The organism is Yinghuangia sp. ASG 101, from assembly GCF_021165735.1.
Classification (GTDB): Bacteria; Actinomycetota; Actinomycetes; order Streptomycetales; family Streptomycetaceae; genus Yinghuangia.
Window position 1 is genome coordinate 1,506,921 of the sequence record NZ_CP088911.1, and the last position, 25,442, is coordinate 1,532,362.

The window sequence follows — 25,442 nt, forward strand, 5'->3', positions numbered from 1 at the left end:
CGGGCTCCCCCCGCACGCGATTTCCGCTTCCCCGCCCCCGGTCGCACGAACGACGATCACACGTGTCGTGCTTGTGGTGCTGGCGAGTTGGTCACCGGGACGCGGAGTCGGATTTGGCGAGGTCATCGAGGGATTCCCTTTCGAGCATACGATCGGCGAAAACATTGAGGTCGAAGGACTGGCGAGCCATCCAGAACCTCAGGAAACCGGTGAGCGAGTAGCGCAGGAACAGCGCGGAGCCCACCACGGCGACGGCGATCCCGCCCAGGCCGAGCGCGATGCCGTCGCGCTGGGTCAGGGGGCTTTCGGTGTTGTGCGCGATGAAGTAGGCCGAGATGCCCATCACCAGGCCGGCGAGCATCAGCAGGCCGCCGATGCGCAGCCACAGGTTGGCCTGGCCGGCCGCCGGGTCGGCGATCTTCAGCTCGGACAGTTCGCGCACGAACTTGTCCGCGCGCGTCTCGTCCGAGGACGTCGTCTTTTCCGTGGACGTCGTGGTCATAGCGAACTCCCCATGTAGAGGGCGGACAATTCCTCGCGCAGCCCGTCGTGGGGACTGCCCTGCCATTCGATCTTGCCGCGGACCATCACGGCGGCGTGGTCGGCGATGCCGAGGACGGCCGCCGCGAACTGCTCGACGACGAGCACCGCGACGCCCTGACTGGCGATCTCGGCGACCTGCTCGTACAGACTCGCGACGATCAGCGGCGCGAGTCCCATCGAGAGTTCGTCCAGCATGAGTACTGCCGGATCCGTGGCGAGGCCCCGTGCCAGGGCCAGCATCTGCTGCTCACCGCCGGACATGGTCCCGGCGGCCTGCGAGCGGCGCTTCCCGAGGATCGGGAAGCGCTCGTACGCGATGGTTTCGATCTCCTCGCGAGAACGACCGGTGAAGGTCATCATCAGGAGGTTGTCCCGCACCGAGAGGTTCGGGAACACGCCCCGCCCTTCCGGGATCAGGCACACCCCGGCACGGGCCAGGTCGCGGGACTTCACACCCGCCACGTCGCGGCCACCGAGCAGGAGCTCCCCCGATTGCACGGGGTGGATCCCGGAGGCGACGCGCAGTGTGGTGGTCTTGCCGGCGCCGTTGGGGCCGAGAAGGGCCACCACCTGCCCGGGCTCGACGCTCAGGTTGACACCGTGCAGCACGGTGATCCGATCGTACGCGGCACGGACGTCGCGCAGTTCGAGCAGGGTACTCATGCGTCCCCCAGGTAGGCGGCGAGGACCTTCTCGTCCTGCTTGACCTCGTCGGGCGTCCCCACGGCGATCAGCTTGCCGAGGTCGAGCACGTGTACGACGTCGCACACGCTCATGACCAGGCCCATGTCGTGCTCGACCAGGACCACGGTCGTGCCGTCCTCGGCGACGGACCGGAGCAGGGCCGCGAAGCGGTCCGTCTCCTCCGAGTCCAACCCCGCCGCCGGCTCGTCGAGCAGCAGCAGGCTCGGCCGTACGGTGAGCGCGCGGCCCACCTCGACCAGCCGGCTGACACCGGTGGGGAGGGCGTCGGACGGGCCGTCGGCGACATCGTGCAGGTCGAGCCTGGTCAGGATCTCGTCGACGATCTTGTGGGCGTGCCGCTTCTCGGGGCCGATCTCGGCGGCCACCAGGAGGTTGTCGCGGACGCTCAGGCGGCCGAACAGCTCCAGCCGCTGGAACGTCCGGGCCAGCCCGTGCTGGGCACGGCGCGACGGACCCATGCGGGTCACGTCGCGACCGCGCATCCGCACGCGCCCGGTGTTCGGCCGGCGCAGGCCGGACACGACGTCGAAGAGCGTGCTCTTGCCGGCGCCGTTGGGGCCGATGAGCCCGGTCACGTGTCCGGCCTCGGCACTGATGCCGACGCCGTCGAGCGCCCGGTGGCCGCCGAACTGCACCGTCACGTTCTCAGCTTCCAGCGATGCCACGGGCCAGCACCTCCTTGTCCTCCTCGCGGAACGGACGCTTGATGCCCCACCACTCGACGGGGATCAGGTCCTCCGGCGACTTGGGCGCGGCTGCCGCGGCGTTCGCCCGGTTCAGCGCCCACCTCTGCAGGATCATGCAGATGACCAGCGCGCCGAACAGGAACGTCCAGCCGTTGATGACGTCGTTCAGCTTGAGCAGCCAGCCTGCCGCGATCGTCACGAGTGCGCCGGGCAGCGCGATCGGACTCCGTAGGAGCGGTGTCCAGTCGTTCCGGAAGTGCGTGTTGACACCGTCCGGGTTGCTGCCCATACCGACACCGGCGAGGCCGGGGAGCAGGGCCGCGAGGTTGTGCGTCCAGTGTGCCAGCGATTGCATCGCGAAGATCGGGCCGGTGAGCATGAAGCCCGAGGCGAAGCCGGTACCCACGGATCCCAGGCCGGCGACGACGGCGATCAGGAAGAGCGGCAGGCCCGCGACCAGGTTGAACTGCTCGGGGGTGACCGACCGCTGCTGCATGCCGTACACGGCGCCGCCCAGACCGGCGATGCCGGCCGAGAACGCGAAGACCAGGACGCGCGAGATCAGCAGGTTCCCGCCGAGCGTCGCGTACGCCGCCTCACTGTCGCGGCTCGCGATCAGCCGCCGCCCGAACCGGCTGCGCCGCAGCGCGGCGATGCCGATCGTGGCCAGGCCGAGGACGATGGCCGCGAGGATCATCATCTCCTTCGAGGAGTCGGGCTGGTAGCCGAAGATGTCGGGTCCGACCACCTCGACCGAGCCCTGCTCGAAGAACGCGAAGTTGATCCCGAACAGCTCGAAGTTCGGCAGCGTGAAGATCCACCGGTCCAGGATGAACGCGAACGCGACGGTGCCCAGGGCCAGATAGACGCCGGACAGGCGCAGCGCCGGGAGCGCGACGATCGCGCCGACGACCGCCGACACCGCCATCACGACCAGCAGCGCCCACACTTGCCCGCTGTCGCCCACGTGTGCCCAGACCACCGCGCCGATGCCGGCGAAACTGAGCTGGCACAGCGAGATCTGCCCCGCGAAACCGGCGAGGGGCACGTACGAGAGCGCCACGATGCCGAGCGAGAAGATCGGGCCGTACGTGATGAGCGAGGCCTCGTTGAGGACCGTCGCGAGGATCACGCCGAAGATGATCGTGCCGAGCGCGAAGTACATCGTGCCGACCATGCTCGGCAGCGGGACCTTGCCCAGCCGCTCACCCTTGCCCTTGAGGCGGTTGTGCGGGAAGAGCAGCAGCACCAGCAGCAGCAGGATCGCGGGCGCCGCGAGGCGCAGACCCGGCAGGTACTCGTTCTGCGGCAGGTAGCCCTGGAGGTAGCTCTCGGTGCAGCCGACGACGATCGCGCCGAAGAACGTCATCGGCAGGCTCTTCATCCGGCCGAAGACCGCGGCGGCGTAGGCGCTGACGATCAGCAGCGCGAGCTGCTGGGCGTCCATGCTGACCTTCGGGGCGATGAGGATGCCGCCGAGCGCCGCGAGCTGGGTCCCGAGGATCCAGGCGATCTTGTTGGCGCGGACGGGGTCGGCGCCGTTCATGCCGGCGAGGGCCCGGTCGTCCACGGTCGCGCGCATCTCGGCACCCGTGCGGGTGTTGAACAGCAGGATGCGCAGGCCGATCGCGACCGCGACCGCGACCAGCATCGTGATGATCTGGTGCCACGTGAGTGTCGCCGAACCGATGTGGACCGCTTTGGTGTTCCTGAAGAACTCGTCCAGCGACCGTGGGAGGTTCGGATTCCAGATCCACCGGGCGCTCGCGATGAACCCGCTCAGGAGGGCGACGGTGACAACGAGTCGTTCCGCTTCGCCTAGTCGGGCGACCGGTCTGACGATGAGCTCGACGAGGAGCCCGAACAGGGGGGCGAGTACGAGCAGACAGATGACGAGGGCGAGCCACACGGGCATGCCCCAGCCTTTGGTCAGCTGCCAGTACATGAACGCCGCCAGCATGCCCGCCCCGCCGTGGGCGAAGTTGAACACGCCGGTCGTCGTGTAGGTGAGCACCAACCCGGAGCCGATGATCGCGTAGATCGCCGCGGTGCTCAGCCCGACGATCCCGAACGTTATGAATTGGTCCATTATTTGAAGTCAGCCATGCTCTTGCCGACATCGGCGAGGGTCAGGGGCTTCGCGTACTCTCCGGTGAGTTTCACGGCAGGAGCACCACACCGGTACGCACCGCTGTTCGGCTTGAAGTCAGCCGGCTTCCATCCATCAGGGGTTGCCACCTCGACGTTGTAGCAGGCAGGCGCCTGGTCGCGATTGGAGATGTCGAGCGGGGCCTGCAGGCCTCCGCCGGTCCAGGCGGTCTCCTTGAGGGCCGCCTCGTACACGCACTTGCGGGTGAGTTCGTCACCGCAGCCGGCCGCGGACTTGGTGAACAGCAGCCATGCCGATATCGCACGGATGGCGGGCAGCGTCACCTTGGCGCCGGGTGCGTATTTCGCGTACATGTCCAAGACCTGCTGGGTCGCGGGGTTGGACGCCGCGTTTTCGAGCGGGTAGACACCGCCCAGGTCGACGACGTTGTTCTGGGTGCTGAGCACGTTGTCGCCGGCGATCCCGATGAAGTCGTCGCCATACGCGTTGTTGTTGGCGTCGACCCAGTCGAGCTTGTAGCCGATGTTGGTGAGGGATTGCTCCAACTTCGCCAACTGGGAGTACTGACCGTAGAAGATCAGGCCCTTGACGTTCTTGTTCTTGATCGACTGGGCGTACGGCGTCCAGTCGGAGACACCCGAGGCGGGGTACAGGTCGTTGTAGGCCATCGTGCCGCCGGAGCCCTGCACGGCTTCCACGGCTTCGGCGCCCAGGTACTTGGTCACCGGGGAGTCGCCGTTGATGATGCCGACCGCACCGGCCGAGCCGGGGTAGGCCTCCTGCATCAGCCACGAGTAGAAGCCGGCGTAGGAGGCGTACGTGACGCCGCCGGGCTGGACGGCCGCCTGGAGATCGGAGCCGTCGTTCTCGGCGTTGGTGAGCTGGGCGGGGAAGTCCGGCAGCAGGCACGACAGCCGGTCCTTGACGCCCATGCCGTCGAGTGCGGCACTGCCGCCCACGAGGGCGAAGTCCTCACGACACGCCTCGGTCATCCGCTGGCGGACCTCGACCATCTTGGTGTCGCGGATTTCCGCCACCAGCTTGCGCCCGTTGACGCCCCCCGCGTCGTTGCACCAGGACGTGAACACCTTCGCGGCGTCCAGGTACTCCTGGTTCTTCGTGAAGCCGACGTCGGAGAAGACGCCGACCTTGATCTCGTCGCCGGTGACCCCCTGAGCCGGCGAACTCGTCGCGTCGCCCTTGTGGCAGACCCCTTTCAGATCGCCGAGATCGGCCGGGAGGGCCGATGCGGGCGCTTGCGATGCGGAAGCCGATTCGCTGTTCGAGCCCCCACGGTCGGCACAGCCGACCGCCAGCAGAGCGACCGCCCCCAGGGCGGCGAGGGTTCTCTGCGGTCTCACGGGCTGCCTCCTCAGGCATCGTCCCCAGAACTGTTGCTGACGTGCATGTACTTGATCCTCCGGACCGGGTAGGGACTCCCCGGCCGGGCGGATTCGTGCGATTACGGCGGTCTCGCGGCGCCGTGTCAAGGGCTCGCGGCCGGCTTCGGTGTCCACGCCGAAACCGCCGGGCCCGTGCCCGCCTCCCCCGAGCGAGACGGAGTACGTGCAATCACCGGCCTGGCGCCGGTGTTGTCGTGGGCCTCCATTGCTGATGGATTCCGTTTGTTCTGCCGGGATTCCGCCGTCTCCGGTGACTCCGGATTCCGCGGGTGGCAGGAACGGGACGCCACTCCCGTGGTCCTGCGCGCGATCGACGGCTGCCCGGAGGGCGGCGGCCGGAGCTTGTGGCGTTGCGCCGGCCACTCCCCCTCTTGCGACCCCTCGCGGGGCCATCTCATCGCGACTGGTCTGACATGTCCCTCTCGACTTGAGGAAAGTAGCTTCTCTGTTAACGAGAATCAACATCCCAGGGCAGTGCTCTGTCTGCTCTCCGCCTTCGGCTTGCCGTTCCCGCACAGATCGCGGGCTTGCAGCTCACGAAGGGCGTTGACGGCGTAGCCCGACGTATGGAAACCTGCCATTCATAATTGAGAATGCAATTCTCTCAGTGGGAAGGTCATATGACCATGCGAACCGCGGCCCTCAGCCCCTCGGGCGTCGTCACGACGCGCCGGGAGATGAGCGAGGACGCCCGGTGACGCCCCTTCCCCTGTCCCGCGCGGTGCGCCGCCCGGCGCCCCCCGCGGCCCGGCCGCGCGACCGGGCCGGCGTCGCCCTGGCATCTTTCCGTCCGACACGGCACCGTGGCCCAGGGAACAGCGATAACACTTCGGCCACATTTGTTCCGCCCTCGGGTCCGAACCGGTCTTTCCTCGCTTTCCGGCGCCCTTCCCTCCCGCGGCCCGCCGAGCCGCGGCGACCGGCCCCGGAACCCGGCTTGGCCACGATCGAATCCAAGATCGAGCCGAAGATCAAGACCTTGGCCGCGACCCGGCGACCCACGACCCCGGGTGCCGCGCCCGAATAACGAGAGACACGAGCGCGGCACCACTTGGACCGCGTGCGCGAGGAGGACGGAAGGGCCATGTCCACAAACGATCTGATCGAGATTCAGCAGTTGCTCGCCCGCTATGCGGTGACCATCTCCCAGGGCGACATCGAGGGCCTGATCGGGGTCTTCACCCCCGACGGCACCTACAGCGCGTTCGGCGACACCTACCCCCTGGAAGAGTTCCCGGAGTTGGTCGCGGCGGCTCCGACGGGCCTTTTCATGACCGGCACCGCGCTCATCGACCTGAACGGCGACACCGCGACCGGGACGCAGCCGCTGTGTTTCATCGACCAGAGCACGCACAACATGCGCATCGGCTACTACAAGGACACCTACGTGCGCACCGCCGACGGCTGGCGCCTGCGGACGCGGGCCATGACATTCATGCGCCGCAGCGGGGCCCACGACTCCGGCATTCCGCACTCGTACAAGAACTCCAAGGAAGCCAAGGCGTCGCAGGCATGAACGTCGAGGAATTCCGGTCGGGCCTCACGGCATGGCTCGCCGAAAACGATCTGACGCCCGGCCCCGAGGTCACCACGTTCGACGCCGAGGTCGCGCAGCTGTCGCGCGTGCGGCGCGCGCTGTACGACGCCGGGTGGATGCGGTACGGCTGGCCCGCCGAGGTCACCGGCCTCGGCGGCCCCGCGGTGCTGCGCGCGGTGCTCGGCGAGGAGGTGGCCACGCGCCACCTGGCCGAGCCCGGCATCTACTCGATGATCGAGGTCCTCGCCCCGACCATGATCAAGTACGCGCCGCCCGCGCTGGCCGCGGAGATGGTGCCGCGCCTGTTCAACGGCGACGAGCACTGGTGCCAGGGCTTCTCCGAGCCCGGCTCCGGCAGCGACCTCGCCTCGCTGACCACGCGCGCGACCCGGCGCGACGACGGCTCGTGGGTGGTCAGCGGCCAGAAGGTCTGGACCAGCCTGGCCCAGTTCGCGGCCCGCTGCGTGCTGCTGACGCGCACCTCCCCCGGGCACTCCGGGATCACCGCGTTCTTCGTCGACATGGACTCCCCCGGCATCACCGTGAGGCCGCTGCACACGATGCACGGCGTCGACGAGTTCTGCGAGGTCTTCTTCGACGACGTCGTGGTGCCCGCGGACCGCATGCTCGGCAAGCCCGGGGACGGGTGGCGGCTGGCGATGGACCTGCTCCCCCACGAGCGGTCCAGCTGCTTCTGGCACCGCATCGCGTACCTGCTCGCCCAGCTCGACACCGTGCTGGAGCGGGACCCGTACCCGGACGACGCCGCGATCGGCTCGTCCTACCTCGCGCTGCACACCGCGCGCTGCCGGTCGCACTCGACGCAGCGTCGGCTCGGGGACGGGCACAAGCTCGGCCCCGAGACCTCGGTCGACAAGGTCCTGTTGGCCACCGCCGAGCAGCAACTGTTCGACACGGCACGCGAATTGCTCCCCGCCTCGGTCGAACTGACCGACGCGCGGCTGAGCAAGGAGTTCCTGTACTCGCGCGCGGCCACGATCTACGGCGGCACGGCGGAGATCCAGCGCAACATCATCGCGCGCCGCCTGCTCGACCTCGGGAAGGAGTGACCATGGACCTGAAGGAACAGGAACTCCTCGCCGAGACACTGCGCAAGGCCATGACCTCGGCGACGGGCCGGGAGCTGGACGCGGCGCTGGTCGAGCTGGGCTGGCCGGACATGCTGGCCGAGATCCCCGACATCGCCGTCCCGATCGTCTTCCGGCTGCTCGGCGAGACGGGCGTGCACGCGCCGCTGGTCAACGACGTGGTGCTCGCGGCGGCCGGGCAACCGGTGGGCGGCACCCCAGCGCTGCCGTACGCCGGCGGCTCGTGGGTCGTGTGGGACCGTGACGGTGAGGCGACCGGCATCCTGGACGCCGAGGTGCCGCTGCGCAAGGTCGCCGACGGCGAACCGCTGTCGGCGGCGCAACTGGCCGCCGGGCGGCGGGCGCTCGGCTGGTGGCTGGTCGGGACCGGCCGCACGATGCTCACGCTCGCCCGGTCGCACGTCGTCGACCGCGTGCAGTTCGGCCGCGCGCTGGCGTCCTTCCAGGCGGTCCGGCACCGCCTCGCGGAGACGCTGGTCGCGCTGGAGGGGGCCGAGGCGACGCTGCACGCCGCCGACACCGAGTTCGGGGCACTGCTGGCCAAGGCCGCGGCCGGCCAGGCCGCGCTCACCGCGGCCCGCCACTGCGGCCAAGTCCTCGGCGGCATCGGCTTCACCTCGGAGCACGACTTCCACCGCCACCTGAAGCGCGCGTACCTCCTGGACGGCCTGCTGGGCAGCTCGAAGGAGCTGACCCGCGAAGCGGGCGCGCACATCCGCGCGGAACGCAAGGCCCCGCGCCTGATGCACCTGTGACCCCACCGGGTGGGGTGGCGACACCCTCGCGACCCCACCCGGCACGTCGTCGCGCACGGCGCCCTCGCCGCGCAGCAGACGGCGACGCCTCGCGACCGCCCCCGGCACGTCGTCGTGGGCGATGCCCCGGTTCGGTCGGGGGCGGGTCGGTGCCCGCGTGGGCGCGTTCGGTGGCTTGAGCCCGTTTTGCCGTCACGGGAGACAACGCACCGCATCCGCGGGCACGGCCGGCCCGCACGCGGCGGCCCGAACGTGCGAATCCCCGGGCAGGCCCTCCTACGGCCGACCCGGGGATTGCTGTTGCCCGCCTACTGCACCTTCGTCTTCATCTCGTCCAGCTTGACCAGGACCGGCCAGCCGCCGACGCTCAGGGCGTGGCCGTGGCCGGTCTGGTGGGTGTCGAAGACGGACTGGATGGCGGCGTAGAAGCCCTGGACGTCCAGGGTCTGGTTGACCGCGCGCTTGGCCTGGCGCAGCGCGAAGGGCGGCATGCCGGCGATGTGCGCGGCCAACTCGCGTACCGAGCCGTCCAGTTCGTCGCGCGGCACCACCTTGTTGACCATGCCGGTCTTCTCGGCCTCCGCCGCGGTCAACGGCCGCCCGGTGAAGAGGATTTCCTTCGCCTTGCGGGGGCCCAGCTCCCACGTGTGGCCGTGGTACTCGACGCCGCCGATGCCCATCGTGACGACGGGGTCGGAGAACAGCGCGTCCTCCGACGCGACGATCAGGTCGCACGGCCAGACCAGCAGCAGCCCCCCGGCGATGCAGCGGCCCTGTACGGCGGCGATCGACGGCTTGGGGATGTTCCGCCACCGGAGCGAGTACTCCAGGTAGCGGCGGCTCTCCGCACGGTAGATCTGCTCCAGGGTGATCTTGCCCTGGTGCTTCTCGCCGGACTTCAGGTCGTGCCCGGACGAGAAGTGCCGGCCCTCACCGCGCAGGACGATGACGGCCACCTCGTCGTCGTCGGCCGCCTTGGTCCAGGCGGCGTCGAGCTGGTCCAGCAGCTCCGCGTTCTGGGCGTTGGCGACCTCGGGACGGTTGAGCGTGATCGTGGCGATCTTGTCGGCGACCTCGTACAGGATGTGGCTCACGTGGGGGTACCTCAGCTCCGCGGCAGGCCGAGTACGCGCTCGGCGACGATGTTGCGCTGGATTTCGGAGGTTCCGCCCGCGATCGTCCCGGCGAAGCTCCGGATGTACCGTTCGAACCAACCGGAGGTGAAGGCCTCCATGTCCATGTGAGAATACGGCGCTGTCCGGCCGGGGTGCTCAAGGCCCTCGGGTCCGGCCGCGACCAGTGCCGCGTCGCTCGCCGCCTGCACGGCCTCGGAGCCGAACAGCTTCAGCACCGACATGCCCGGGATGTCCTCCTCGCCGCGCGCCGCACGGGCGAGGGCCGCGGAGCCAAGCAGGTGGAGTGCCTGCGCGTCCATCGCGAGGGTGGCGTACCGGCTCTTGTCGAGCGCCGACTTGGGCTCGAAGTCGCGCGTGAGGCGGTCCAGGTACTTGTAGAAGTCCAGCCACAGCATGGTGCGTTCGTGGCCGAGCGAGCCGTTGGCCACCGTCCAGCCCTTGTTCAGCTCGCCGACGAGGTTCTCCGCGGGGACGCGGGCGTCCTCGAAGAACACCTCGTTGAAGTCGCGGTCCTCGGGGGTCGCCGCCGAGGCGAACGGGCGCCGCGTCACCCCGGGGGTGTCGGTCGGGATGAGCAGCGCGCTGATGCCCTTGTGCTTGGGGGCCTCGGGGTCGGTGCGCACGAACGTGAGCAGCACGTCGGCGTGGTGCGCGCCCGAGGTCCAGACCTTCTGCCCGTTGACGACGAAGTCGTCGCCCTGCCGTACCGCGCGGGTGCGCAGGCCGGCCAGGTCGGAGCCCGCGCCCGGCTCGCTCATGCCGAGGGACGCGGTCATCTCGGCGCGCAGGATCGGCACCGCCCAGCGGCGCTTCTGCTCCTCGGTGCCGAAGGTCAGCAGGGACGCGGCGATGATGCCCACACCCTGCGGGTTGAACGAGTGGTAGATGCGGCGCTCGGCCAGCACCTCCAGGTGCACGTACTGCTGGAGCAGACTGGCGTTGCGCCCGCCGTACTCGGGCGGGTTGCCGGGCAGCAGCCAGCCTTCGTCGAACAGCAGCCGCTGCCAGCGGCGGGACCACTCGGGGACGTGCGAGCTGGACGTGGAGCGCTCGGCGGTCTCGGCCTCGGCCGGCAGGTGGGCGTCGACGAACGCCTCGAACTCCGCTTTGAAGGCCTGGACGTCCGCGTCAAAGGACAGTTGCACGGTACTCCTCGGCGATCAGCGCCCGGTGCTCGTCGGTCCCGCCGAGCAGCAGCTCGCCGGCCTTGGCCCGCTTGAGGGCGAATTGCAGGTCGTTCTCCCACGTGAAGCCCATGGCGCCGTGGAGTTGGAGACCGTGCCGGAACACCAGGGTCTGGCATTCTCCCGACGCGGCCTTGGCCATGGACGCGGCCAGCCGGCGGCGCGGATCGTCCGCCGCGATGGTGAGCGCGGCGTAGTACGCGAGGGCGCGGGCGCGCTCGATGGCCACGTGCATGTCGGCGGCCTTGTGCTTGACCGCCTGGAAGGAGCCGATCGCGACACCGAACTGCTGCCGGTTGCGCACGTGCTCCAGCGTGAGGTCCAGGATGCGGCGGCAGGCACCGACGGTGCTCAGCGCCATACCGGTCAGCGCGATGTGCCGGGCGTGCTCGGGGTCGGCGCCCGTCCGCTCGTTCTCGGTGACGCGGACGCCGGACAGGGTGACCTCGGCGATGTGCAGCAGCGGGTCGAACACGCCGCTGCGCGTCGCGGTGACGTCGGCGGACGGCACGACGAAGACGCCTTCGCCGGTCACGACGGCGAACAGGTCGGCACGGTCGCCGTCCAGGACGAAGCGGGCGGTGCCGTCGAGCACCCAGCCGTCACCGTCGCGGCGGGCGGTGATGCCGTCCGAGAGCGCGGTGCCGGCCTGCCCGGCGGCGGCGACGCCCGGGGCGAGGGGGACGAACTGCGTCATCGTCGCCAGGTAGGGGGTCGGGTCGGTGGCCCGGCCCAGTTCCTCCAGGACGATCGCCAGTTCCACCGACTCGGCGGGGTCCGTCAATTCGGTCCAGCCCAGGTCGTTGTAGACCTTCCAGAGCGGGGCCGGATCGGCCCCCTCGTCGGCCACCTTGCGGACCAGCGAGGGCGGGCACTCCTTGGTGACGACCGAGCGGACCGTTTTCTGCCACAGCCGCTGGTCGGAGTCGAACTCAAAGAGCATCCCGGCCTCCGGCGTCTTGCTCCCTAGCCACGAACGGCCTCCTTGTAGGGGTTTCGGTGCGCACCGAGGGGAGAATATCATTCTCAGTTGTAGAGAGTAAGAGTCTCGGGATTTACCTGGAGGGTCCTCGGAGAGTGAAATGTCCCACCGTTATCGTGCAGTAAGGTTTCGAATATGCCGCAGAAGACGAATGCCTCGCCGAGCACCGCGAACGACGAACCCGCGTGGAAGCAGCGCGCGGTCGAGCGTTCCACGAAGACCGCGAGACTGCGGGCCGAGCAGCGCGTGGAGCGCTTTCTCGATGCGGCCCAGGCGATCATCACGGAGAAGGGCACCACCGACTTCACCGTGCAGGAAGTGGTCGACCGCTCGCGGCAGTCCCTGCGCAGCTTCTACCAGCACTTCGACGGCAAACACGAACTTCTGCTGGCCCTCTTCGAGGACGCGCTGCGCAGGTCGGCGGACCAGATCCGCGCCGCGGCCGCCGGGCAGGAGGACCCGCTCGACCGACTCAGGGTCGCCGTGCAGTTGCTCTTCGAGCTGAGCCGGCCCGACCCGACCGCGCAGCGCCCCCTCTTCACCGACTTCGCGCCGCAACTGCTGATCACCCACCCCGACGAGGTCAAGGTCGCGCACGCTCCGCTGCTGTCCCTGTTCAGCGAGCTGATGAGCGGGGCGCACGCGGAGGGCCGCCTGCGGGACGAGATCAAACCGCGGCGGGCGGCGGCGCTGACCATGCAGACGGTCATGTTCATCGCCCAGTCGAGCGGCGGGTCCGACGAGGACAACGCGCACCCGATCACCGCGGACGAGATCTGGGACTTCTGCGCGCTGGGATTCGTACAGCTTTAGACGAGAACACCATTCTGCTCTGACGAGAACATCATTACACTTCGGGGCATGTCTGAAAACGCGACCGATCTGTGGAGTGACCTGCTCGCCTGCCTGGAGCTCCACGAGCACGCCCCCGCGGCCGAGAGCCCCGCGTCCACCGTCTTCCAGGGGCGCAATCAGCAGCTGACCTACCACCGGCTGTTCGGCGGGCAACTGCTCGCCCAATTCCTCCGCGCGGCCGTCCTCGCGTGCCCCGGCAAGGCCGTCAAGTCCCTCCACGTGCTCTTCCCGCGCGAGGGGTCCGCCGCCGAACCCGTCCGCTACGAGGTCGAGCGCCACCAGGAAGGCCGCACGTTCGCCGCCCTCGGGATCACCGCGCGCCAGGACGCCGGGGTCATCGCCACCGCGTCCGTCTCCCTGCACGCCGTCGAGGACGGGCCGTCCGGGCAGAGCGTCGCACCGGTCTCCGGCCTCCCGGGCCCGGAGAGCCGCATCGAACTGCACCTGCTGCCGTGGGAGACGCGGTCCACGGTCGACCTGGACACCCCGAAGTCCGAAGCGGCCGAATACGAGTTCTGGCTCCGCACTCCCGAGGTCGACGCGGAACTGGCGCCCGCGCTCACCGCGTACGCGACCGACCTGACCATCATCGGCACCGCGCTGCGCCCGGTCGAAGGCGTCAGCCAGCAGGACGCCGGCAAGGCCTTCACCTCGGCCGTGACGTCGCACAACCTGTGGTTCCACCGCCCGTTCCGGTCGGACGAGTGGCTGCTGGTCCGCCAGCACAGCCCGCTGTACGCCGGGGGCCGCAGCTTCGGCCGCGGCGACATCCTGACCGAGGACGGCACCCTGGTCGCCTCGTTCGCCCAGGAGGCGCTGCTCCGCTTCCGCGGCTGAGCCGGGCACGGAACCCTCCGTACACACGAACAACCCACGGGGACCGCAACGAGCCGAAGCGGCAAGCGAGTTGCGGTCCCTCGGCACGCCGGTCACCGCGTTCGCCCACGAGGCCCGTTCCGCGGCGGCGGCGGCCGGGTTCCGTCCGGGCACCCCTGCGGCCGACGGACCGGGCGGGAGAACCGGCCGGTCCGTCGGGCACGGGTGCCCGCGGCGGTGGGCGGGTTTCCTGCGTGCGGACCCGTCGCGCCGAGGGCCGGGGGCGCGACGGGTCCGACGAGTCGGGGGGATCGGCGGCGCGGCGGGGTGTCCGCGCGCCGCCGAGGGCCGGGTGTCGGTCGCCGTCTCGGCGGCCGGTGGCTGTGACGGCCCGTGCCTGTGTGCCTGTTGTGCGCCTGTGTGCCTGTTACGGAGCCGGGACCTCGATCACCGCGGCGGAGCCCATGCCGCCGCCCGCGCACATCGCGGCCACGCCGATGCCGCCGCCGCGGCGGCGGAGTTCGTGGATGAGGGTGACGACCATGCGCGCGCCGGTCGCCGCGACGGGGTGGCCGAGGCCGCACCCGCTGCCGTTGACGTTGACGCGCTCGGGGTCGAGGTCGAGAATCCTGATCGTCGCGACGCACATCGACGCGAACGCCTCGTTGATCTCGAACAGGTCGACGTCGGAGAGCGAGAGCCCGGCCCGCTTGAGGGCCTTCGGGATCGCCTGCGTCGGGGCCAGCCCGGTGTACTTCGGATCGATGCCGACGGACGCCCACGAGCGCACGGTGGCCAGCGCGGGGCGGCCCAGTTCCGCCGCGACGCTGTCGCTGGAGATGACCAGCGCGGCGGCGGCGTCGTTCGCGCCGCTCGCGTTGCCGGCCGTGATGCTGAAGCCCTCGATCTCGGGGTGCAGCGGCTTGAGCGACGCCAGCTTCTCCAGGCTCGTCGTCCGCCGCGGGTGCTCGTCGACGGAGAACAGGCCGTGCGGCGTCTCGATCGGCAGGACCTCGGCGTCGAACCAGCCCTCGTCGATCGAGCGGATCGCGTTCTGGTGCGAGCGCAGCGCCCAGGCGTCCATCTCCTCGCGGCTGACGCCGGCCTTGACCGCCGCGTTCCAGCCCACCGTGATCGACATGTCGCCGTTGGGGGCCTCGGGGCTGTCCGGGTGCGTCGGGGGACGCCACGGGTCGACCCACTCGCCGTTCTCGCGGTAGCGCATGGCCGGACCGGTGGACGAGGAGTTGACGCCGCCGGCGATGATCAACTCGTCCATGCCCGCGCGGATGCTCGCCGCCGCGGTCTGCACCGCGGACAGCCCGGCCGCGCAGTGGCGGTTCAGCGCCACGCCGGCCGCCGAGGTGAGGCCCGCGGTGACGGCCGCGTGGCGGGCGACCACGCCGCCGCCGTAGAGGCCTTCGCCGAGGATGACGTCGTCGATGCGCTCGGGGTCGAGCCCTTCGGCCGCCGCCGCGACGACGTGGTGCGCGAGGTCGAAGGCGCTGGTGTCGCGGAGCGTGCCCTTCATCGCGGTGCCGATCGGCGTACGCAGCGCCGTGGTGATGACGGCCTCAGGCATGGGAGTCCTCCAACTCGGCGCGCAGGGTGCGGCGCAGCAGCTTCCCGGTGTCGGTCTTGGGCAGTTCGTTGCGGAAAACGATGGCGTCGGGCGTCTTGGACGAACGCAGCCGCTCCTTGACCCACCCGCGCACGGCCTCGGGGTCGCCTTCGCCGACGACGACGGCGACCAGGCGCTGGCCCCACTCGGGGTCGGGGACGCCGATCACGGCCGCTTCGACGATGCCGGGGCAGCCGAGGAGGACGTCCTCGATCTCGGCGGGGGCGATGTTCTCGCCGCCGCGGATGATCGTGTCGTCGGCGCGGCCCTCGATGAAGAGGTAGCCGTCCGCGTCCAGGCGGCCCAGGTCGCGCGTGGGGAACCAGCCGCCGTCGTCCAGCGAGCTCTGGCCGCCGTATTCGCCGGAGACCTGGTCGCCGCGCACGAACACGAGGCCCTGCTCGCCGGGCGCCACGGGGGCGCCGTCGGGGGTGCGGACCTCGAACTCGATGCCGGGCAGCGCGCGGCCCACGGATCCGAGGCGGTCGCGTACGGCCGGGTCGGTGGACACGAAGGCCTCGCGGTGGTCGTCCGGGCCGAGGACGGCGACCGACGAGGCGGTCTCGGTGAGGCCGTACGCGTTGACGAAGCCGGTGTCGGGGAAGACCTGCAGCGCCCGCTCCAGGACCGGGCGCGGGGTGCGCGAGCCGCCGTACGCGAGGCTGCGCAGCGACGGGACGTCGGCGTTGTCGCCGGAGACGACGCCGACGACGCGGGCGAGCATGGTCGGCACGACGAGCGCGTGGCTGACCTTCTCGGCGCGCACGGTCTCCAGCCAGGCGCTCGGGTCGAACGCCGACAGGTAGACGATGCGGCGGCCGGTGTAGAGGTTGGAGAGCAGGTTGGTCAGGCCCGCGATGTGGTACGGCGGGACGGCGACCAGCGCGGCCTCGGTCTCGTCGGACGCGCCGAACTCCAGCGTGTTGAAGATGTAGGCCATGAGGTGGCGGTGGCGCAGCAGCGCGGCCTTGGGGGCGGCGGTCGTGCCGCTCGTGTAGAGGATGACCGCGACGGCGTCCGGGTCGGGGATGGCCGGCTCGGCGGGCTCCACGGTGTCCGCTTCCGCGTCGAGCGTGGCGATCAGCTCGTCGAGGTCCTCGGGGTTCAGGACGAGCGCCCCGGGGTGGCGGTCCTTGAGGGCTTCGAGCTGCTGTTCGCCCAGGCGGTAGTTGAGCGGGACGAAAGGCACGCCCGCCTGGGCCGCGCCGAAGAGGGCGACCGGGAAGGCGAGGTGGTTGGTGCCCAGGTACAGGACGGCCGGGTGCTTGCGGAAGCGCGGGACCGCGGCACGGGCGAGGCGGAGCAGTTCGGCGGCGGTCAGCGAGCGTCCGCCCGCGGTCACCACGGCTCGGTCCCCGGCCGAGGCGGCCATTTCGAGGATCATGGCGATGTTCATGAGAATGATACTCTCTCAAAACAAGAGTCTTGTTAACAAGAGAGCGGAGCGGTGATGCAGATCAGCGGAAGCTCAGCGATCGTCGTGGGTGGTACGGGAGGCCTCGGCGAGGCCACCGCCCGACGCCTGCACGCGGCCGGCGCGAAGGTCGTCATCGCGGACGTCAACGACGACAAGGGTAAGGCGCTCGAGGCCGAGCTCGGCGTGCGGTACGTGCACACCGACGCCACCAGCGAAGCGGACGTGCAGGCCGCGGTCGCCGCCGCTCAGGAGCTCGGTCCGCTGCGGGCCTCGGTCGACACCCACGGCGGCCCGCCGTTCGGCGGCCGGCTCATCGGCAAGGACGGCTCGCCGCTGGCCCTCGACGGCTTCCGGATGACGCTCGAGTACTACCTCACCTCTGTGTTCAACGTCATGCGCCTGGCCGCCGCCGCGATGGCGAAGCAGGAGCCGGTCGACGAGGACGGCTCGCGCGGCGTGATCGTCAACACCGCGTCGATCGCGGCGTTCGAGGGCCAGGTCGGCCAGCTCCCCTACTCGGCCGCCAAGGGCGGTGTCGCGGGCATGACCCTCGTCGCCGCCCGCGACTTGTCGCCGCTGGGCATCCGCGTCGTCACGATCGCCCCGGGCACGGTCCTCACGCCCGCGTACGGCAAGGCGGGCGACCAGCTGGAGGCGTACTGGGGCCCGCAGGTGCCGCACCCGAGGCGCATGGGCCGCTCCGACGAGTACGCGCAGCTCGCGCAGCACATCGTGGAGAACGACTACCTCAACGGCGAGATCATCCGCCTCGACGGCGCGATCCGCTTCCCACCGAAGTAGGCGGCCCGCCGCCGCCGTGACGGAGCGCACGCACGGGCCGGGGTGAGTTCCCGTCGGCCGACACGGTCCGGCCGGTGATCGGGAGCGGCGGCGATTCCTCCGTTGCGGCACGCCACGAACCACCGAGGTCCCGGGAGCGGTGCTCCCGGGACCTCGTGTCTTCGGCCCGGAATCGCCCCGCGCAACCGCCGCCGCTCCGGTGCCCCGGGGCGAGGACGGACGCTCCGGGACACCATTGAGAATATCACCCTTGTACTGCGAGAATATGATTCTCGCCGACGTAGAACACATATACCGAAAGCAGGACGTTTCCATGTCCCGACCCCCAATGTTCGAGCGGGCGACCGTCACGCGGATCATCCAGGAGACCGCCGACGCCCGTACCTTCGTCATCGCTCCGCACGGGGGGCCGTTCACCTACCGCGCCGGTCAGTTCTGCACCTTCAAGGTGCGGGTCGGCGACCAGGAACTGCTGCGCTCGTACTCGATGTCCAGCGCCCCGGAGACCGACGGCGAACTGGCGGTCACCGTCAAGCGCGTCCCGGAGGGCCTGGTCTCCAACTGGCTGCACGACAACATCTCGGCCGGCGACGAGGTCGAACTGACCCGGCCCGCCGGGGTGTTCGTCCTGCAGGACACCGACGCGCCGCTGCTGGCCTTCTCCGGCGGCAGCGGGGTCACGCCGGTCATCTCGCTGGCGAAGAGCGCGCTGGCGACCACCGACCGCCCGGTGCGGGTGCTGACCGCCGACCGCGACCGGGACGCGATCATCTTCCGCGCCGAGTGGGCCGAACTGGTCGGCAAGTACCCCGGGCGGCTGTCGGTCGTCCACCACCTCGACAGCGAGTCGGGCTTCGTCGACGCGGCGGCGGTACGGGACTTCGTCGGGAACGACGGCGCCGCGGACATCTACCTGTGCGGCCCCGAGGCCTTCATGGACATCGTCGAAGGCGCCCTGCCGGGCCCCGGCAAGGTGTTCAGCGAGCGCTTCGGCGGCGCCGCCCGCAAGCCCGAGGACGAGCCGGGCGGCGAGGTGCGGGGCACGGTGACGATCCTGCTGGGCCGCAAGAAGGCGACGGTCCCGCGGCACGAGAACGAGACCCTTCTGGAGAGCGCCCGCCGCGCCGGCCTGACCCCGCCGTTCTCGTGCGAGGCGGGCAACTGCGCGACCTGCATGGCGCTGGTCAAGGACGGCTCCGCGAAGATGCGCGTGAACGACGCCCTGACCGACGACGAGGTCGCCGAGGGCTACGTCCTCACCTGCCAGGGCGTGCCGACCAGCGAGTCGATCACCGTGCAGTACGAGTGACCTCGGACGGCGGACCGGTCGCCGACCCGTGCCCGGAGGCGCCCCCGGGCCCGCCCGGGTACCGCGCGTCACGGCGGTGCCCCGCCGGACGGATTCCGGTGACGCGCACCGGGTGACGCGTCTGCGGTGACGGGGTTCGTCGGCCGCGGCACCTTGTGTTCCGCGTGATCCGCCCGCGCGACGGCCTCCCGCGTCCGTACACCGGACAGGGAGGCCGTCGTGTGTTCGTACCGCGGGTCAGCGGAATTCGGCGGCGATGGCCGCGACGACCTCGCGGGTGCGGCGCTTCGACGCGACCAGTTCGTCGCGGTTGTCGCCGATCGGGAGAAGGCGGATCGACAGGTCGGTGACGCCCGCGTCGGCGAACGACCGGAACCGCGCGCGGATGGCGTCCTCGTCGCCCGCCGCGGCCAGGTCGCCGACGTTGTTCGCGTCCCCGGTGTCCAGCAGGCGCTGGTAGTTCGGGGAGACCTCGGCCTCGCCGAGAATGCGGTTCGCGCGCTCGCGCGCCGCGTCCACCTCGGACGGCTTGCACAGGCACACCGGGATGCCCGCGACGATGCGCGGCGCCGGGCGCCCGGCCTCCTCGGCGGCCTTGGTGATGCGCGGCACGACGTGGTCGGCCACCGCGCGCTCGTCCGCCAGCCACAGCACCGTGCCGTCGGCCCGCTCGCCGGCGATCCGCAGCATCACCGGGCCGAGCGCCGCGAGCATGACCGGCAGCGGCCCGCCGACCGGGCCGATGCCCAGCGGGTTGTGGACCTTGTACGTGTCGTTCTCGACGTCGACGTCACCGGGCCCGCTCAGCGCGGACGCCAGGACCTCCAGGTAGTCGCGGGTGAGCGCGGCGGGCTTGTCGTACGGCAGCCCGAGCATGTCCCGCACGATCCAGTGGTGCGACGGGCCGACGCCCAGCGCGAGCCGACCGCTCGCCGCGGCCTGCGCCGACAGCGCCTGGCGCGCCAGCGCGATGGGGTGCTGCGCCTGCAGCGGCACCACCGCGGTGCCCAGCTCGATGCGCTGCGTCCTGGCCCCCATCAGGGCCACCGCGATCAACGCGTCGAAGTCCGACGGGACCTGCGGAATCCACGCCGTGTCCATCCCGGCGGACTCGGCCCACTCAACATCCTCGATCATCCGCCCGACCTTGCGCGCGGAGTCTCCGCGCTCAGGCCCGATCATGACGCCGACCCGCACTGTCCCTCCAGGGGTTTGAACTCACGTGTTGAACGGCACCCGGTCCGCAATCGATGAATACCGTACTTGCACGTAATGAGAATACCAATACCGCATATGAGAATCACATGATCATGCGCACACTCCGCCGGGCGGCGAGCGTCGACGCGAAGGCCCGCCGCCCGTTCCGGTCCTCCCCTCCGGAACGGGCGGCGGGCCCGTGGCGGGCCGCCGGGATGCCCGGCGGCGTGTCAGCGCAGCTGGTCCTTCATCACCTTGCCGGTCGCGTTCAGCGGGAGTTCGTCCAGGAACTCGACGTACCTGGGCACCTTGTAGCCGGCCATGCGGTCCCGGCTCCAGGCGATGACGTCGTCCGCCGAGACCTCGCCCGCGGCACCGTCGCGGCGGACCAGGAACGCCTTGCCGACCTGGCCCATCCTCGCGTCGGGAACGCCGATGACGGCGGCCTGCCGAACGGCGGGGTGCTCCAGCAGGAACCCCTCGATCTCGGCCGGGTAGGCGTTGAAGCCGCCCACGATGAACATGTCCTTCTTGCGGCCGACGATCCTCAGGTGCCCGCGGTCGTCGAGCGTGCCCAGGTCGCCGGTGTGCAGCCACCCGTCCGGGTCGATCGCCTCGGCGGTCGCCTCGGGGTCGTCGAGGTAGCCCTGCATGACGCCGTACCCGCGCACCAGGACCTCGCCGTCGTCCGCGACGCGCACCTCGAAGCCGTCGCAGGGGGTGCCGACGGTCGCGGCGATGTCCTCGAACGAGTCGCCGGGCCGGGAGGCGGTGACCGTGCCGGCCTCGGTGAGGCCGTACCCGGTCATGATCGTCTCGAACGGCAGCTCGCTCTTCATGCGCCGGATCAGCTCGACCGGGATGTCCGCCGAGCCGGTCACCGCGACGCGCAGCGTGCCGAGGTCGTGGCCCTCGGGCGCGGCGAGCAGCGAGTGGTACAGCGTCGGCGGGCCGGGGAGCACGGTGATCTTCTCGCGCGCCACGAGGTCGAGGACGCGGTCGGTGTCGAAGACCGGGACCGGCAGCATCGTGGCGCCCCGGATCAGGCACGCGACGAGGCCGGCCTTGTACCCGAACGTGTGGAAGTACGGGTTGACCATGAGGTAGCGGTCGCCCTCGCGCAGCCCGGCCAGGTCGCACCACTCCGCGTACGACCGCAGCGTCTGGCGGTGGTTCATCATCGCGCCCTTGGGCCGCCCGGTGGTCCCGGACGTGAAGATGATGTCGCTGATGTCGGTGCCGCGCAGCTCCCGGACGAGCGGCGAGCCGCTGGTCAGGAAGTCCCCCTTGACGTCGATCGCCGGCACGCCGGGCGGGCCCGTGAACTCCTGGTCCAGGAAGCCTTGTTGGACCATCACGGCCTTCGCTCCGCCGCGCGCGATGACGTCGTGCGCCTCATCCGGCTTGAACCGGGTGTTGACCGGGATCAGCACGGCGCCGGCGGTCATCGCGCCGAACGCCGCGATGATCCACTCGGCGGAGTTGGGCGCCCAGACCGCGACCCGGTCGCCCTTCTCGATCCCGAAGGCGGCGTACGCTCCCGCCGCCACGCGGATCCGGTCGGCCAGCTCGGTGAACCCGAGCCGCAACGAGCCGTCCACGACCGCTTCGGCATCGCCGAAGCGGTCGGACGCGCTCAACACCATCTGGGGGATGGTGTCCCACTGCATTACGCCATCAACCTGGCGAGGTTGCCGCCCATGACCTTGGCCTGGTCGGTCTCGTTCAGCCCGTGGGTCTTGATCTCCTCGATGAACCCGGCCGGGTCGGCGAGGCCCTCGGGGTGCGGGTAGTCCGAGCCGAACAGCACGCGGTCGATGCCCAGCAGGTCGGCCAGGTCGCTCATGTTCTCCTCCCAGAAGGGGGAGATGTGGATGTTGCGGCGCATGACCTCGACCGGGTTCTCGCCGCCCTCGAACTGGTCCGGCATCTTCTTGTGGACGTCGGCCAGGTTCTTCAGCAGCGGGCCGACCCACGAGGCGCCGTTCTCGACGACCGCGACCTTCAGGCCCGGGAAGCGGGTCAGGGCGCCGTGGCAGATGAACGAGGCGACCGCGTCCTGGATCGGGCGCCACTCGTTGACCTGGCGGAACGCGCTGGGCTTGAACGGCAGCATCTCGTTGCCGTGGCCCTCCCAGTCGTTCGCGTAGCGGCTGTAGCCGCTGTCCGAGGAGTGCAGGGCGACGAGCAGGCCGAGCTGCTCGACACGCTTCCAGAACGGGTCGAACTCCGGCAGCGCGAAGGAGCGCGGGCCCTTGAAACCGGGCACCGGGGCGGGACGGACCAGGATGGCCTTGGCACCGCGCTCGGCGACCCAGTTCAGCTCGTCGATCGCCTTGTCGACAATCGGCAGGCTGATGACCGGGGTGGTGAAGATCCGGTCGTGGTAGTTGAACGACCACACGTCGAACAGCCACTCGTTGAGCGCGTGGACGACCGCGTGGATCAGCTCCGGCTCGTGCCGCATGCGCTCTTCGATGAGGCTGGCCAGCGTCGGGAACATCAGCGTCTGCCGAATGCCCTGCTCGTCCATCAGCTCGAGGCGCGGCGCGGGCTCGCGGAACGCCGCCGGCGCGCGCAGCGGCTCGCCGAAGATCTCGCGGCGGCTCTTGCCCTCGGGGTTGCCGACGCGGAAGTACTCCTCCATCGCGCCGGGACGCGCGACGACCTCGAAGGTCGGGTTGGGGATGTACTCGCTGATCTGCCCCAGGACGGCGATCTTCGTACGGCCGTTGACCTGCACGTACTGGATCGCGCCGGCGTACTCCTTGGGGAGGTACTTCGTCAGCGCCTCCTGCGTCTCGTACAGGTGGTTGTCGGCGTCGAAGACCGGGAAGGCCGTTTCGCGGATCGGCATGGAAGACTCCTTTGCTATCTATGAGAATCCTATTCTCACTCTGATTGTGCTGCAACGCTCCGCCGGAGAACGAACTTCTGCACCTTGCCGCTCGCGGTCCTCGGGAAGTCGTCCGCGAGGTGCAGTTCCTCCGGCCACTTCTGCCGGGCCAGTCCCACGCCTTCGAGGTGCGCGCGTACGTCGTCGAGTGCCGGCTCGGCCGCGCCGGGCAGCAGCCGCAGGAACGCCGCGGCGTGCTCGCCGAGCCGCGCGTCCGGCGCCGAGACCACCACGGCCTCCGCGACACCGGGCATGGCCAGCAGCGCTTCCTCGACCTCCAGGGCGCTGATGTTCTCGCCGCCGCGGATGATGATGTCCGACTTGCGGTCCGTGATCGAGAGGTACCCGTCGGCGTCCAGCTCGCCGATGTCGCCGGTGTGGTACCAGCCTTCGTCGTCGAACGCCGCCGCGGTCAGGGCCGGGTCGGTGTAGCCGACGCACAGCTCGGGGCCGCGGCTGAGGATCTCGCCGTCCTCCGCGAGGCGGATCTCCACCCCGGGGAGCGGGTCCCCGTCGGTGAGGAGCCGCTTGTCGACGGGCGCGTCGTACATCGAGCCGGTGATCGACGGGTGCTCGGTGCTGCCGTACGACCGGAAGACGATGACGCCGAGCGCGTCGAGCCGCCGGGTGACCGCGGCGGGCACCGACGAGCCGCCCAGTCCCGCGTACTTCATGAACGGCACGTGCTCGGGCGTGAAGTCGGGGTGGTCGATCAGCGAGGTCATGAAGTACGTCGCGCCGCCGCCGACGTGCAGGCCGTCGCTCTTCATGAGCGCCAGCGCCTGGGCCGGGTCCCAGACGTCGGTCAGGTGCACCGGGGTGCCGTCCCGCACCGGGATCAGGAACGCGTTCACCATGCCGATGAAGTGGCCCACGGGCGCGGCCGTGAGCTGCTTGCCGCGGTCCGGCGGGTAGAGGCCCGCGAGCTGCCGCGTCTCGTAGCCGAGCGTGCGGTGGCTGTGGACGACGCCCTTCGGGTTGCTGGTGGTGCCCGACGTGAAGGCGATCAGCGCGGCCGAGTCCGGGTCCGTCGCGACGGTGCCGGCCAGCGGCTCGTCGGCGAGCAGGTCGTCGAAGTCGCGGTCCACGACACCGACGACCGGGACGCCGGCACTCACCTCGGGTGCGAACTCCATGCGCCCGAATCGCTCGGCGGTGATGAACACCTTCGGTTTCGTGGAGTCGATGATGTAGCCGAGTTCCTTGCGGCCGTAGAAGTGCACGACGGGAACGACGGTCGCGCCCAGGAACGCCGAGGCCCAGAAAACCGCGGCGGCCTCCATCCAGTTCGGCAATTGGAAGACGACGACATCGCCGGCGCCCACGCCTCTGGCGCTCAACCCGGCGGCCAGTCTGCGGGCCGTGAGTTCCACGTCCGCGAAAGTGCCGCTCCACGGGCGCACCGCCGAGTGCACGCGAAACTCGGTGTCCGGGGCCGCCGCCAGGCCGCGCGCCAGCAGTTCGCCGATCGTGTCGCGCGTCCACCACCCTTCCGCTTCGTACCGCTGGACAAGGTCGGCGGGGATCGTTCGCATCATGCGGCTCCGGGTCGTCGATGGTGGCTTTTCCGCGGTGAATATGATGTTCTCTTAAACCGAGAATGCCAATACCCATGGAGTGCGCGACGATGGTCGAACTTGAACTGGACGATGGTGTGGCGATCATCACCATCAATCGTCCGGAGTCCCGCAATGCCATCGCGCCCGACACTATGGACGGGTTGGAGAAGGCACTCGACGACGTCGCGGACGCCCGCGCCCTGGTCATCACCGGCGGAGGCGACCGCGCCTTCGTCTCCGGAGGGGACCTGCGGGAACTTGCCAAGATGCGCACCGAGGACGAGGCGTACGCCTTCGCCGTGCGCATGCGCGCGATCTGCGACCGCATCGCCGCGTTCCCCGGTCCCTCGATCGCCGCGCTCAACGGCCACGCGCTGGGCGGCGGTGCGGAGGTCGCGGTGGCCGCCGACATCCGGGTCGCCGCCGACGGCGTCCTGATCGGCTTCACCCAGGCGACGCTGGCCGTCATGCCCGCGTGGGGCGGCGCCGAACGCCTCGCCGAACTCGTCGGCCGGGGGCGGGCGTTGATGCTCGCCGGCACCGGCAGGGTGCTCGGCGCGGCCGACGCCGAACGCCTCGGGCTCGTCGACACGGTGCTGCCCCGGGAGTCGTTCGACGAGGGCTGGCGCTCGCTGGCCAAGTCGCTCGCCACCGCGGCGGCGGTCGAGACCAAGCATGTGATGAAAGGCGGTTCGTCCACCGACGACGTGGCCCGGCGCTTCGCGAGGCTGTGGGTCGCCGACGACCACTGGGCAGCCGTCGACGGGGTGCTGAACCGCGCCAAGAAGTAGCGCGACATCATCACCCCCGACCTACACACA

Annotated in this window: 22 protein-coding genes; 8 read left to right on the forward strand and 14 right to left on the reverse strand. The window is 70.2% G+C overall.

Annotated features, from left to right (window positions below; genetic code table 11):
* Positions 1-91 precede the first annotated feature (91 nt).
* The 5 genes from LO772_RS06160 to LO772_RS06180 are packed head-to-tail and all read right to left on the reverse strand — an operon-like array spanning position 92 to position 5,405.
* On the reverse strand, positions 92-502 hold the full coding sequence (locus tag LO772_RS06160; RefSeq protein WP_231777349.1) for a hypothetical protein: 411 nt from the start codon (positions 500-502) through the stop codon (positions 92-94).
* A complete protein-coding gene (locus LO772_RS06165; RefSeq protein ID WP_231777350.1) occupies positions 499-1,206 on the reverse strand; it encodes an ABC transporter ATP-binding protein in 708 nt (235 codons plus the stop codon). The genes LO772_RS06160 and LO772_RS06165 overlap by 4 nt, the downstream gene beginning before the upstream one ends.
* Entirely contained in the window at positions 1,203-1,913 is a 711-nt protein-coding gene (locus LO772_RS06170) for an ABC transporter ATP-binding protein (protein ID WP_231777351.1), read from the reverse strand. The genes LO772_RS06165 and LO772_RS06170 overlap by 4 nt, the downstream gene beginning before the upstream one ends.
* Positions 1,894-4,023, reverse strand: a complete 2,130-nt coding sequence (locus LO772_RS06175; RefSeq protein WP_231777352.1) for a branched-chain amino acid ABC transporter permease — start codon at positions 4,021-4,023, stop codon at positions 1,894-1,896. Before LO772_RS06175 ends, LO772_RS06170 begins: the two co-directional genes overlap by 20 nt.
* Positions 4,023-5,405 (reverse strand): ABC transporter substrate-binding protein, encoded by a 1,383-nt coding sequence (locus LO772_RS06180; protein ID WP_231777353.1) that lies wholly within the window; start codon positions 5,403-5,405, stop codon positions 4,023-4,025. Before LO772_RS06180 ends, LO772_RS06175 begins: the two co-directional genes overlap by 1 nt.
* Before the next feature lie 1,126 nt (positions 5,406-6,531).
* On the opposite strand from LO772_RS06180, the gene LO772_RS06185 reads away from it, so the two are divergent.
* From LO772_RS06185 to LO772_RS06195, 3 genes are read left to right on the forward strand one after another with little or no spacing between them, the layout of a single operon-like run.
* Positions 6,532-6,963, forward strand: a complete 432-nt coding sequence (locus LO772_RS06185; RefSeq protein ID WP_231777354.1) for a nuclear transport factor 2 family protein — start codon at positions 6,532-6,534, stop codon at positions 6,961-6,963.
* Complete coding sequence (locus LO772_RS06190) at positions 6,960-8,054, forward strand: acyl-CoA dehydrogenase family protein (RefSeq protein ID WP_231777355.1); 1,095 nt, start codon at positions 6,960-6,962, stop codon at positions 8,052-8,054. The genes LO772_RS06185 and LO772_RS06190 overlap by 4 nt, the downstream gene beginning before the upstream one ends.
* 2 nt (positions 8,055-8,056) lie before the next feature.
* On the forward strand, positions 8,057-8,848 hold the full coding sequence (locus LO772_RS06195; protein WP_231777356.1) for an acyl-CoA dehydrogenase family protein: 792 nt from the start codon (positions 8,057-8,059) through the stop codon (positions 8,846-8,848).
* Between the two features lie 308 nt (positions 8,849-9,156).
* Here the strand turns inward: LO772_RS06195 and LO772_RS06200 are convergent, their stop codons facing one another.
* The 3 genes from LO772_RS06200 to LO772_RS06210 are packed head-to-tail and all read right to left on the reverse strand — an operon-like array spanning position 9,157 to position 12,111.
* On the reverse strand, positions 9,157-9,942 hold the full coding sequence (locus LO772_RS06200) for an enoyl-CoA hydratase (protein WP_231777357.1): 786 nt from the start codon (positions 9,940-9,942) through the stop codon (positions 9,157-9,159).
* 11 nt (positions 9,943-9,953) lie between these two features.
* The gene (locus LO772_RS06205) at positions 9,954-11,129 is read right to left on the reverse strand and encodes an acyl-CoA dehydrogenase family protein (RefSeq protein ID WP_231777358.1); all 1,176 of its coding nucleotides are present in this window, start codon (positions 11,127-11,129) and stop codon (positions 9,954-9,956) included.
* Entirely contained in the window at positions 11,113-12,111 is a 999-nt protein-coding gene (locus tag LO772_RS06210; RefSeq protein WP_231777359.1) for an acyl-CoA dehydrogenase family protein, read from the reverse strand. Before LO772_RS06210 ends, LO772_RS06205 begins: the two co-directional genes overlap by 17 nt.
* A 174-nt stretch (positions 12,112-12,285) precedes the next feature.
* Between LO772_RS06210 and LO772_RS06215 the strand changes: the two genes are divergently transcribed.
* Together LO772_RS06215 and LO772_RS06220 are read left to right on the forward strand one after the other, a co-directional pair.
* Complete coding sequence (locus LO772_RS06215; protein ID WP_231777360.1) at positions 12,286-12,963, forward strand: TetR/AcrR family transcriptional regulator; 678 nt, start codon at positions 12,286-12,288, stop codon at positions 12,961-12,963.
* A 48-nt stretch (positions 12,964-13,011) separates the two neighbouring features.
* Positions 13,012-13,842 carry an acyl-CoA thioesterase gene (locus LO772_RS06220; protein WP_231777361.1) on the forward strand — a complete coding sequence of 277 codons (831 nt, stop codon included), beginning with the start codon at positions 13,012-13,014 and terminating at the stop codon, positions 13,840-13,842.
* Between the two features lie 406 nt (positions 13,843-14,248).
* On the opposite strand, the gene LO772_RS06225 is transcribed toward LO772_RS06220, so the two are convergent.
* Together LO772_RS06225 and LO772_RS06230 are read right to left on the reverse strand one after the other, a co-directional pair.
* A complete protein-coding gene (locus tag LO772_RS06225) occupies positions 14,249-15,403 on the reverse strand; it encodes a thiolase family protein (RefSeq protein ID WP_231777362.1) in 1,155 nt (384 codons plus the stop codon).
* Positions 15,396-16,838: a class I adenylate-forming enzyme family protein gene (locus LO772_RS06230; protein ID WP_231777363.1), complete on the reverse strand. Its 1,443-nt coding sequence runs from the start codon at positions 16,836-16,838 to the stop codon at positions 15,396-15,398. The genes LO772_RS06225 and LO772_RS06230 overlap by 8 nt, the downstream gene beginning before the upstream one ends.
* 54 nt (positions 16,839-16,892) lie before the next feature.
* Between LO772_RS06230 and LO772_RS06235 the strand changes: the two genes are divergently transcribed.
* Together LO772_RS06235 and LO772_RS06240 are read left to right on the forward strand one after the other, a co-directional pair.
* On the forward strand, positions 16,893-17,660 hold the full coding sequence (locus LO772_RS06235) for an SDR family NAD(P)-dependent oxidoreductase (protein ID WP_231777364.1): 768 nt from the start codon (positions 16,893-16,895) through the stop codon (positions 17,658-17,660).
* Positions 17,661-17,973: 313 nt separating this feature from the next.
* Positions 17,974-18,969: a ferredoxin--NADP reductase gene (locus LO772_RS06240; RefSeq protein WP_231777365.1), complete on the forward strand. Its 996-nt coding sequence runs from the start codon at positions 17,974-17,976 to the stop codon at positions 18,967-18,969.
* A 237-nt stretch (positions 18,970-19,206) separates the two neighbouring features.
* Here LO772_RS06240 and LO772_RS06245 read toward each other — a convergent pair whose 3' ends face one another.
* From LO772_RS06245 to LO772_RS06260, 4 genes are all read right to left on the reverse strand, one after another.
* Entirely contained in the window at positions 19,207-20,151 is a 945-nt protein-coding gene (locus tag LO772_RS06245; RefSeq protein WP_269453162.1) for a TIGR03564 family F420-dependent LLM class oxidoreductase, read from the reverse strand.
* A gap of 245 nt (positions 20,152-20,396) precedes the next feature.
* Positions 20,397-21,836, reverse strand: a complete 1,440-nt coding sequence (locus LO772_RS06250; protein WP_231777367.1) for a FadD3 family acyl-CoA ligase — start codon at positions 21,834-21,836, stop codon at positions 20,397-20,399.
* The gene (locus LO772_RS06255; protein WP_231777368.1) at positions 21,836-23,023 is read right to left on the reverse strand and encodes an amidohydrolase family protein; all 1,188 of its coding nucleotides are present in this window, start codon (positions 23,021-23,023) and stop codon (positions 21,836-21,838) included. The genes LO772_RS06250 and LO772_RS06255 overlap by 1 nt, the downstream gene beginning before the upstream one ends.
* Before the next feature lie 35 nt (positions 23,024-23,058).
* Complete coding sequence (locus LO772_RS06260; RefSeq protein ID WP_231777369.1) at positions 23,059-24,600, reverse strand: AMP-binding protein; 1,542 nt, start codon at positions 24,598-24,600, stop codon at positions 23,059-23,061.
* Positions 24,601-24,689: 89 nt separating this feature from the next.
* On the opposite strand from LO772_RS06260, the gene LO772_RS06265 reads away from it, so the two are divergent.
* On the forward strand, positions 24,690-25,412 hold the full coding sequence (locus tag LO772_RS06265) for an enoyl-CoA hydratase/isomerase family protein (protein WP_231777370.1): 723 nt from the start codon (positions 24,690-24,692) through the stop codon (positions 25,410-25,412).
* The last annotated feature ends 30 nt before the right edge of the window (positions 25,413-25,442 follow it).

Coding starts and splice junctions, on each gene's coding strand:
- LO772_RS06165 (WP_231777350.1), bottom strand. CDS start 1,206: ATGAGTACCCTGCTCGAACTGCGCGACGTCCGTGCCGCGTACGATCGG.
- LO772_RS06160 (WP_231777349.1), bottom strand. CDS start 502: ATGACCACGACGTCCACGGAAAAGACGACGTCCTCGGACGAGACGCGC.
- LO772_RS06210 (WP_231777359.1), bottom strand. CDS start 12,111: ATGCTCTTTGAGTTCGACTCCGACCAGCGGCTGTGGCAGAAAACGGTC.
- LO772_RS06175 (WP_231777352.1), bottom strand. CDS start 4,023: ATGGACCAATTCATAACGTTCGGGATCGTCGGGCTGAGCACCGCGGCG.
- LO772_RS06240 (WP_231777365.1), top strand. CDS start 17,974: ATGTCCCGACCCCCAATGTTCGAGCGGGCGACCGTCACGCGGATCATC.
- LO772_RS06225 (WP_231777362.1), bottom strand. CDS start 15,403: ATGCCTGAGGCCGTCATCACCACGGCGCTGCGTACGCCGATCGGCACC.
- LO772_RS06185 (WP_231777354.1), top strand. CDS start 6,532: ATGTCCACAAACGATCTGATCGAGATTCAGCAGTTGCTCGCCCGCTAT.
- LO772_RS06230 (WP_231777363.1), bottom strand. CDS start 16,838: ATGAACATCGCCATGATCCTCGAAATGGCCGCCTCGGCCGGGGACCGA.
- LO772_RS06255 (WP_231777368.1), bottom strand. CDS start 23,023: ATGCCGATCCGCGAAACGGCCTTCCCGGTCTTCGACGCCGACAACCAC.
- LO772_RS06195 (WP_231777356.1), top strand. CDS start 8,057: ATGGACCTGAAGGAACAGGAACTCCTCGCCGAGACACTGCGCAAGGCC.
- LO772_RS06265 (WP_231777370.1), top strand. CDS start 24,690: ATGGTCGAACTTGAACTGGACGATGGTGTGGCGATCATCACCATCAAT.
- LO772_RS06260 (WP_231777369.1), bottom strand. CDS start 24,600: ATGATGCGAACGATCCCCGCCGACCTTGTCCAGCGGTACGAAGCGGAA.
- LO772_RS06245 (WP_269453162.1), bottom strand. CDS start 20,151: ATGATCGGGCCTGAGCGCGGAGACTCCGCGCGCAAGGTCGGGCGGATG.
- LO772_RS06220 (WP_231777361.1), top strand. CDS start 13,012: ATGTCTGAAAACGCGACCGATCTGTGGAGTGACCTGCTCGCCTGCCTG.
- LO772_RS06250 (WP_231777367.1), bottom strand. CDS start 21,836: ATGCAGTGGGACACCATCCCCCAGATGGTGTTGAGCGCGTCCGACCGC.
- LO772_RS06190 (WP_231777355.1), top strand. CDS start 6,960: ATGAACGTCGAGGAATTCCGGTCGGGCCTCACGGCATGGCTCGCCGAA.
- LO772_RS06235 (WP_231777364.1), top strand. CDS start 16,893: ATGCAGATCAGCGGAAGCTCAGCGATCGTCGTGGGTGGTACGGGAGGC.
- LO772_RS06215 (WP_231777360.1), top strand. CDS start 12,286: ATGCCGCAGAAGACGAATGCCTCGCCGAGCACCGCGAACGACGAACCC.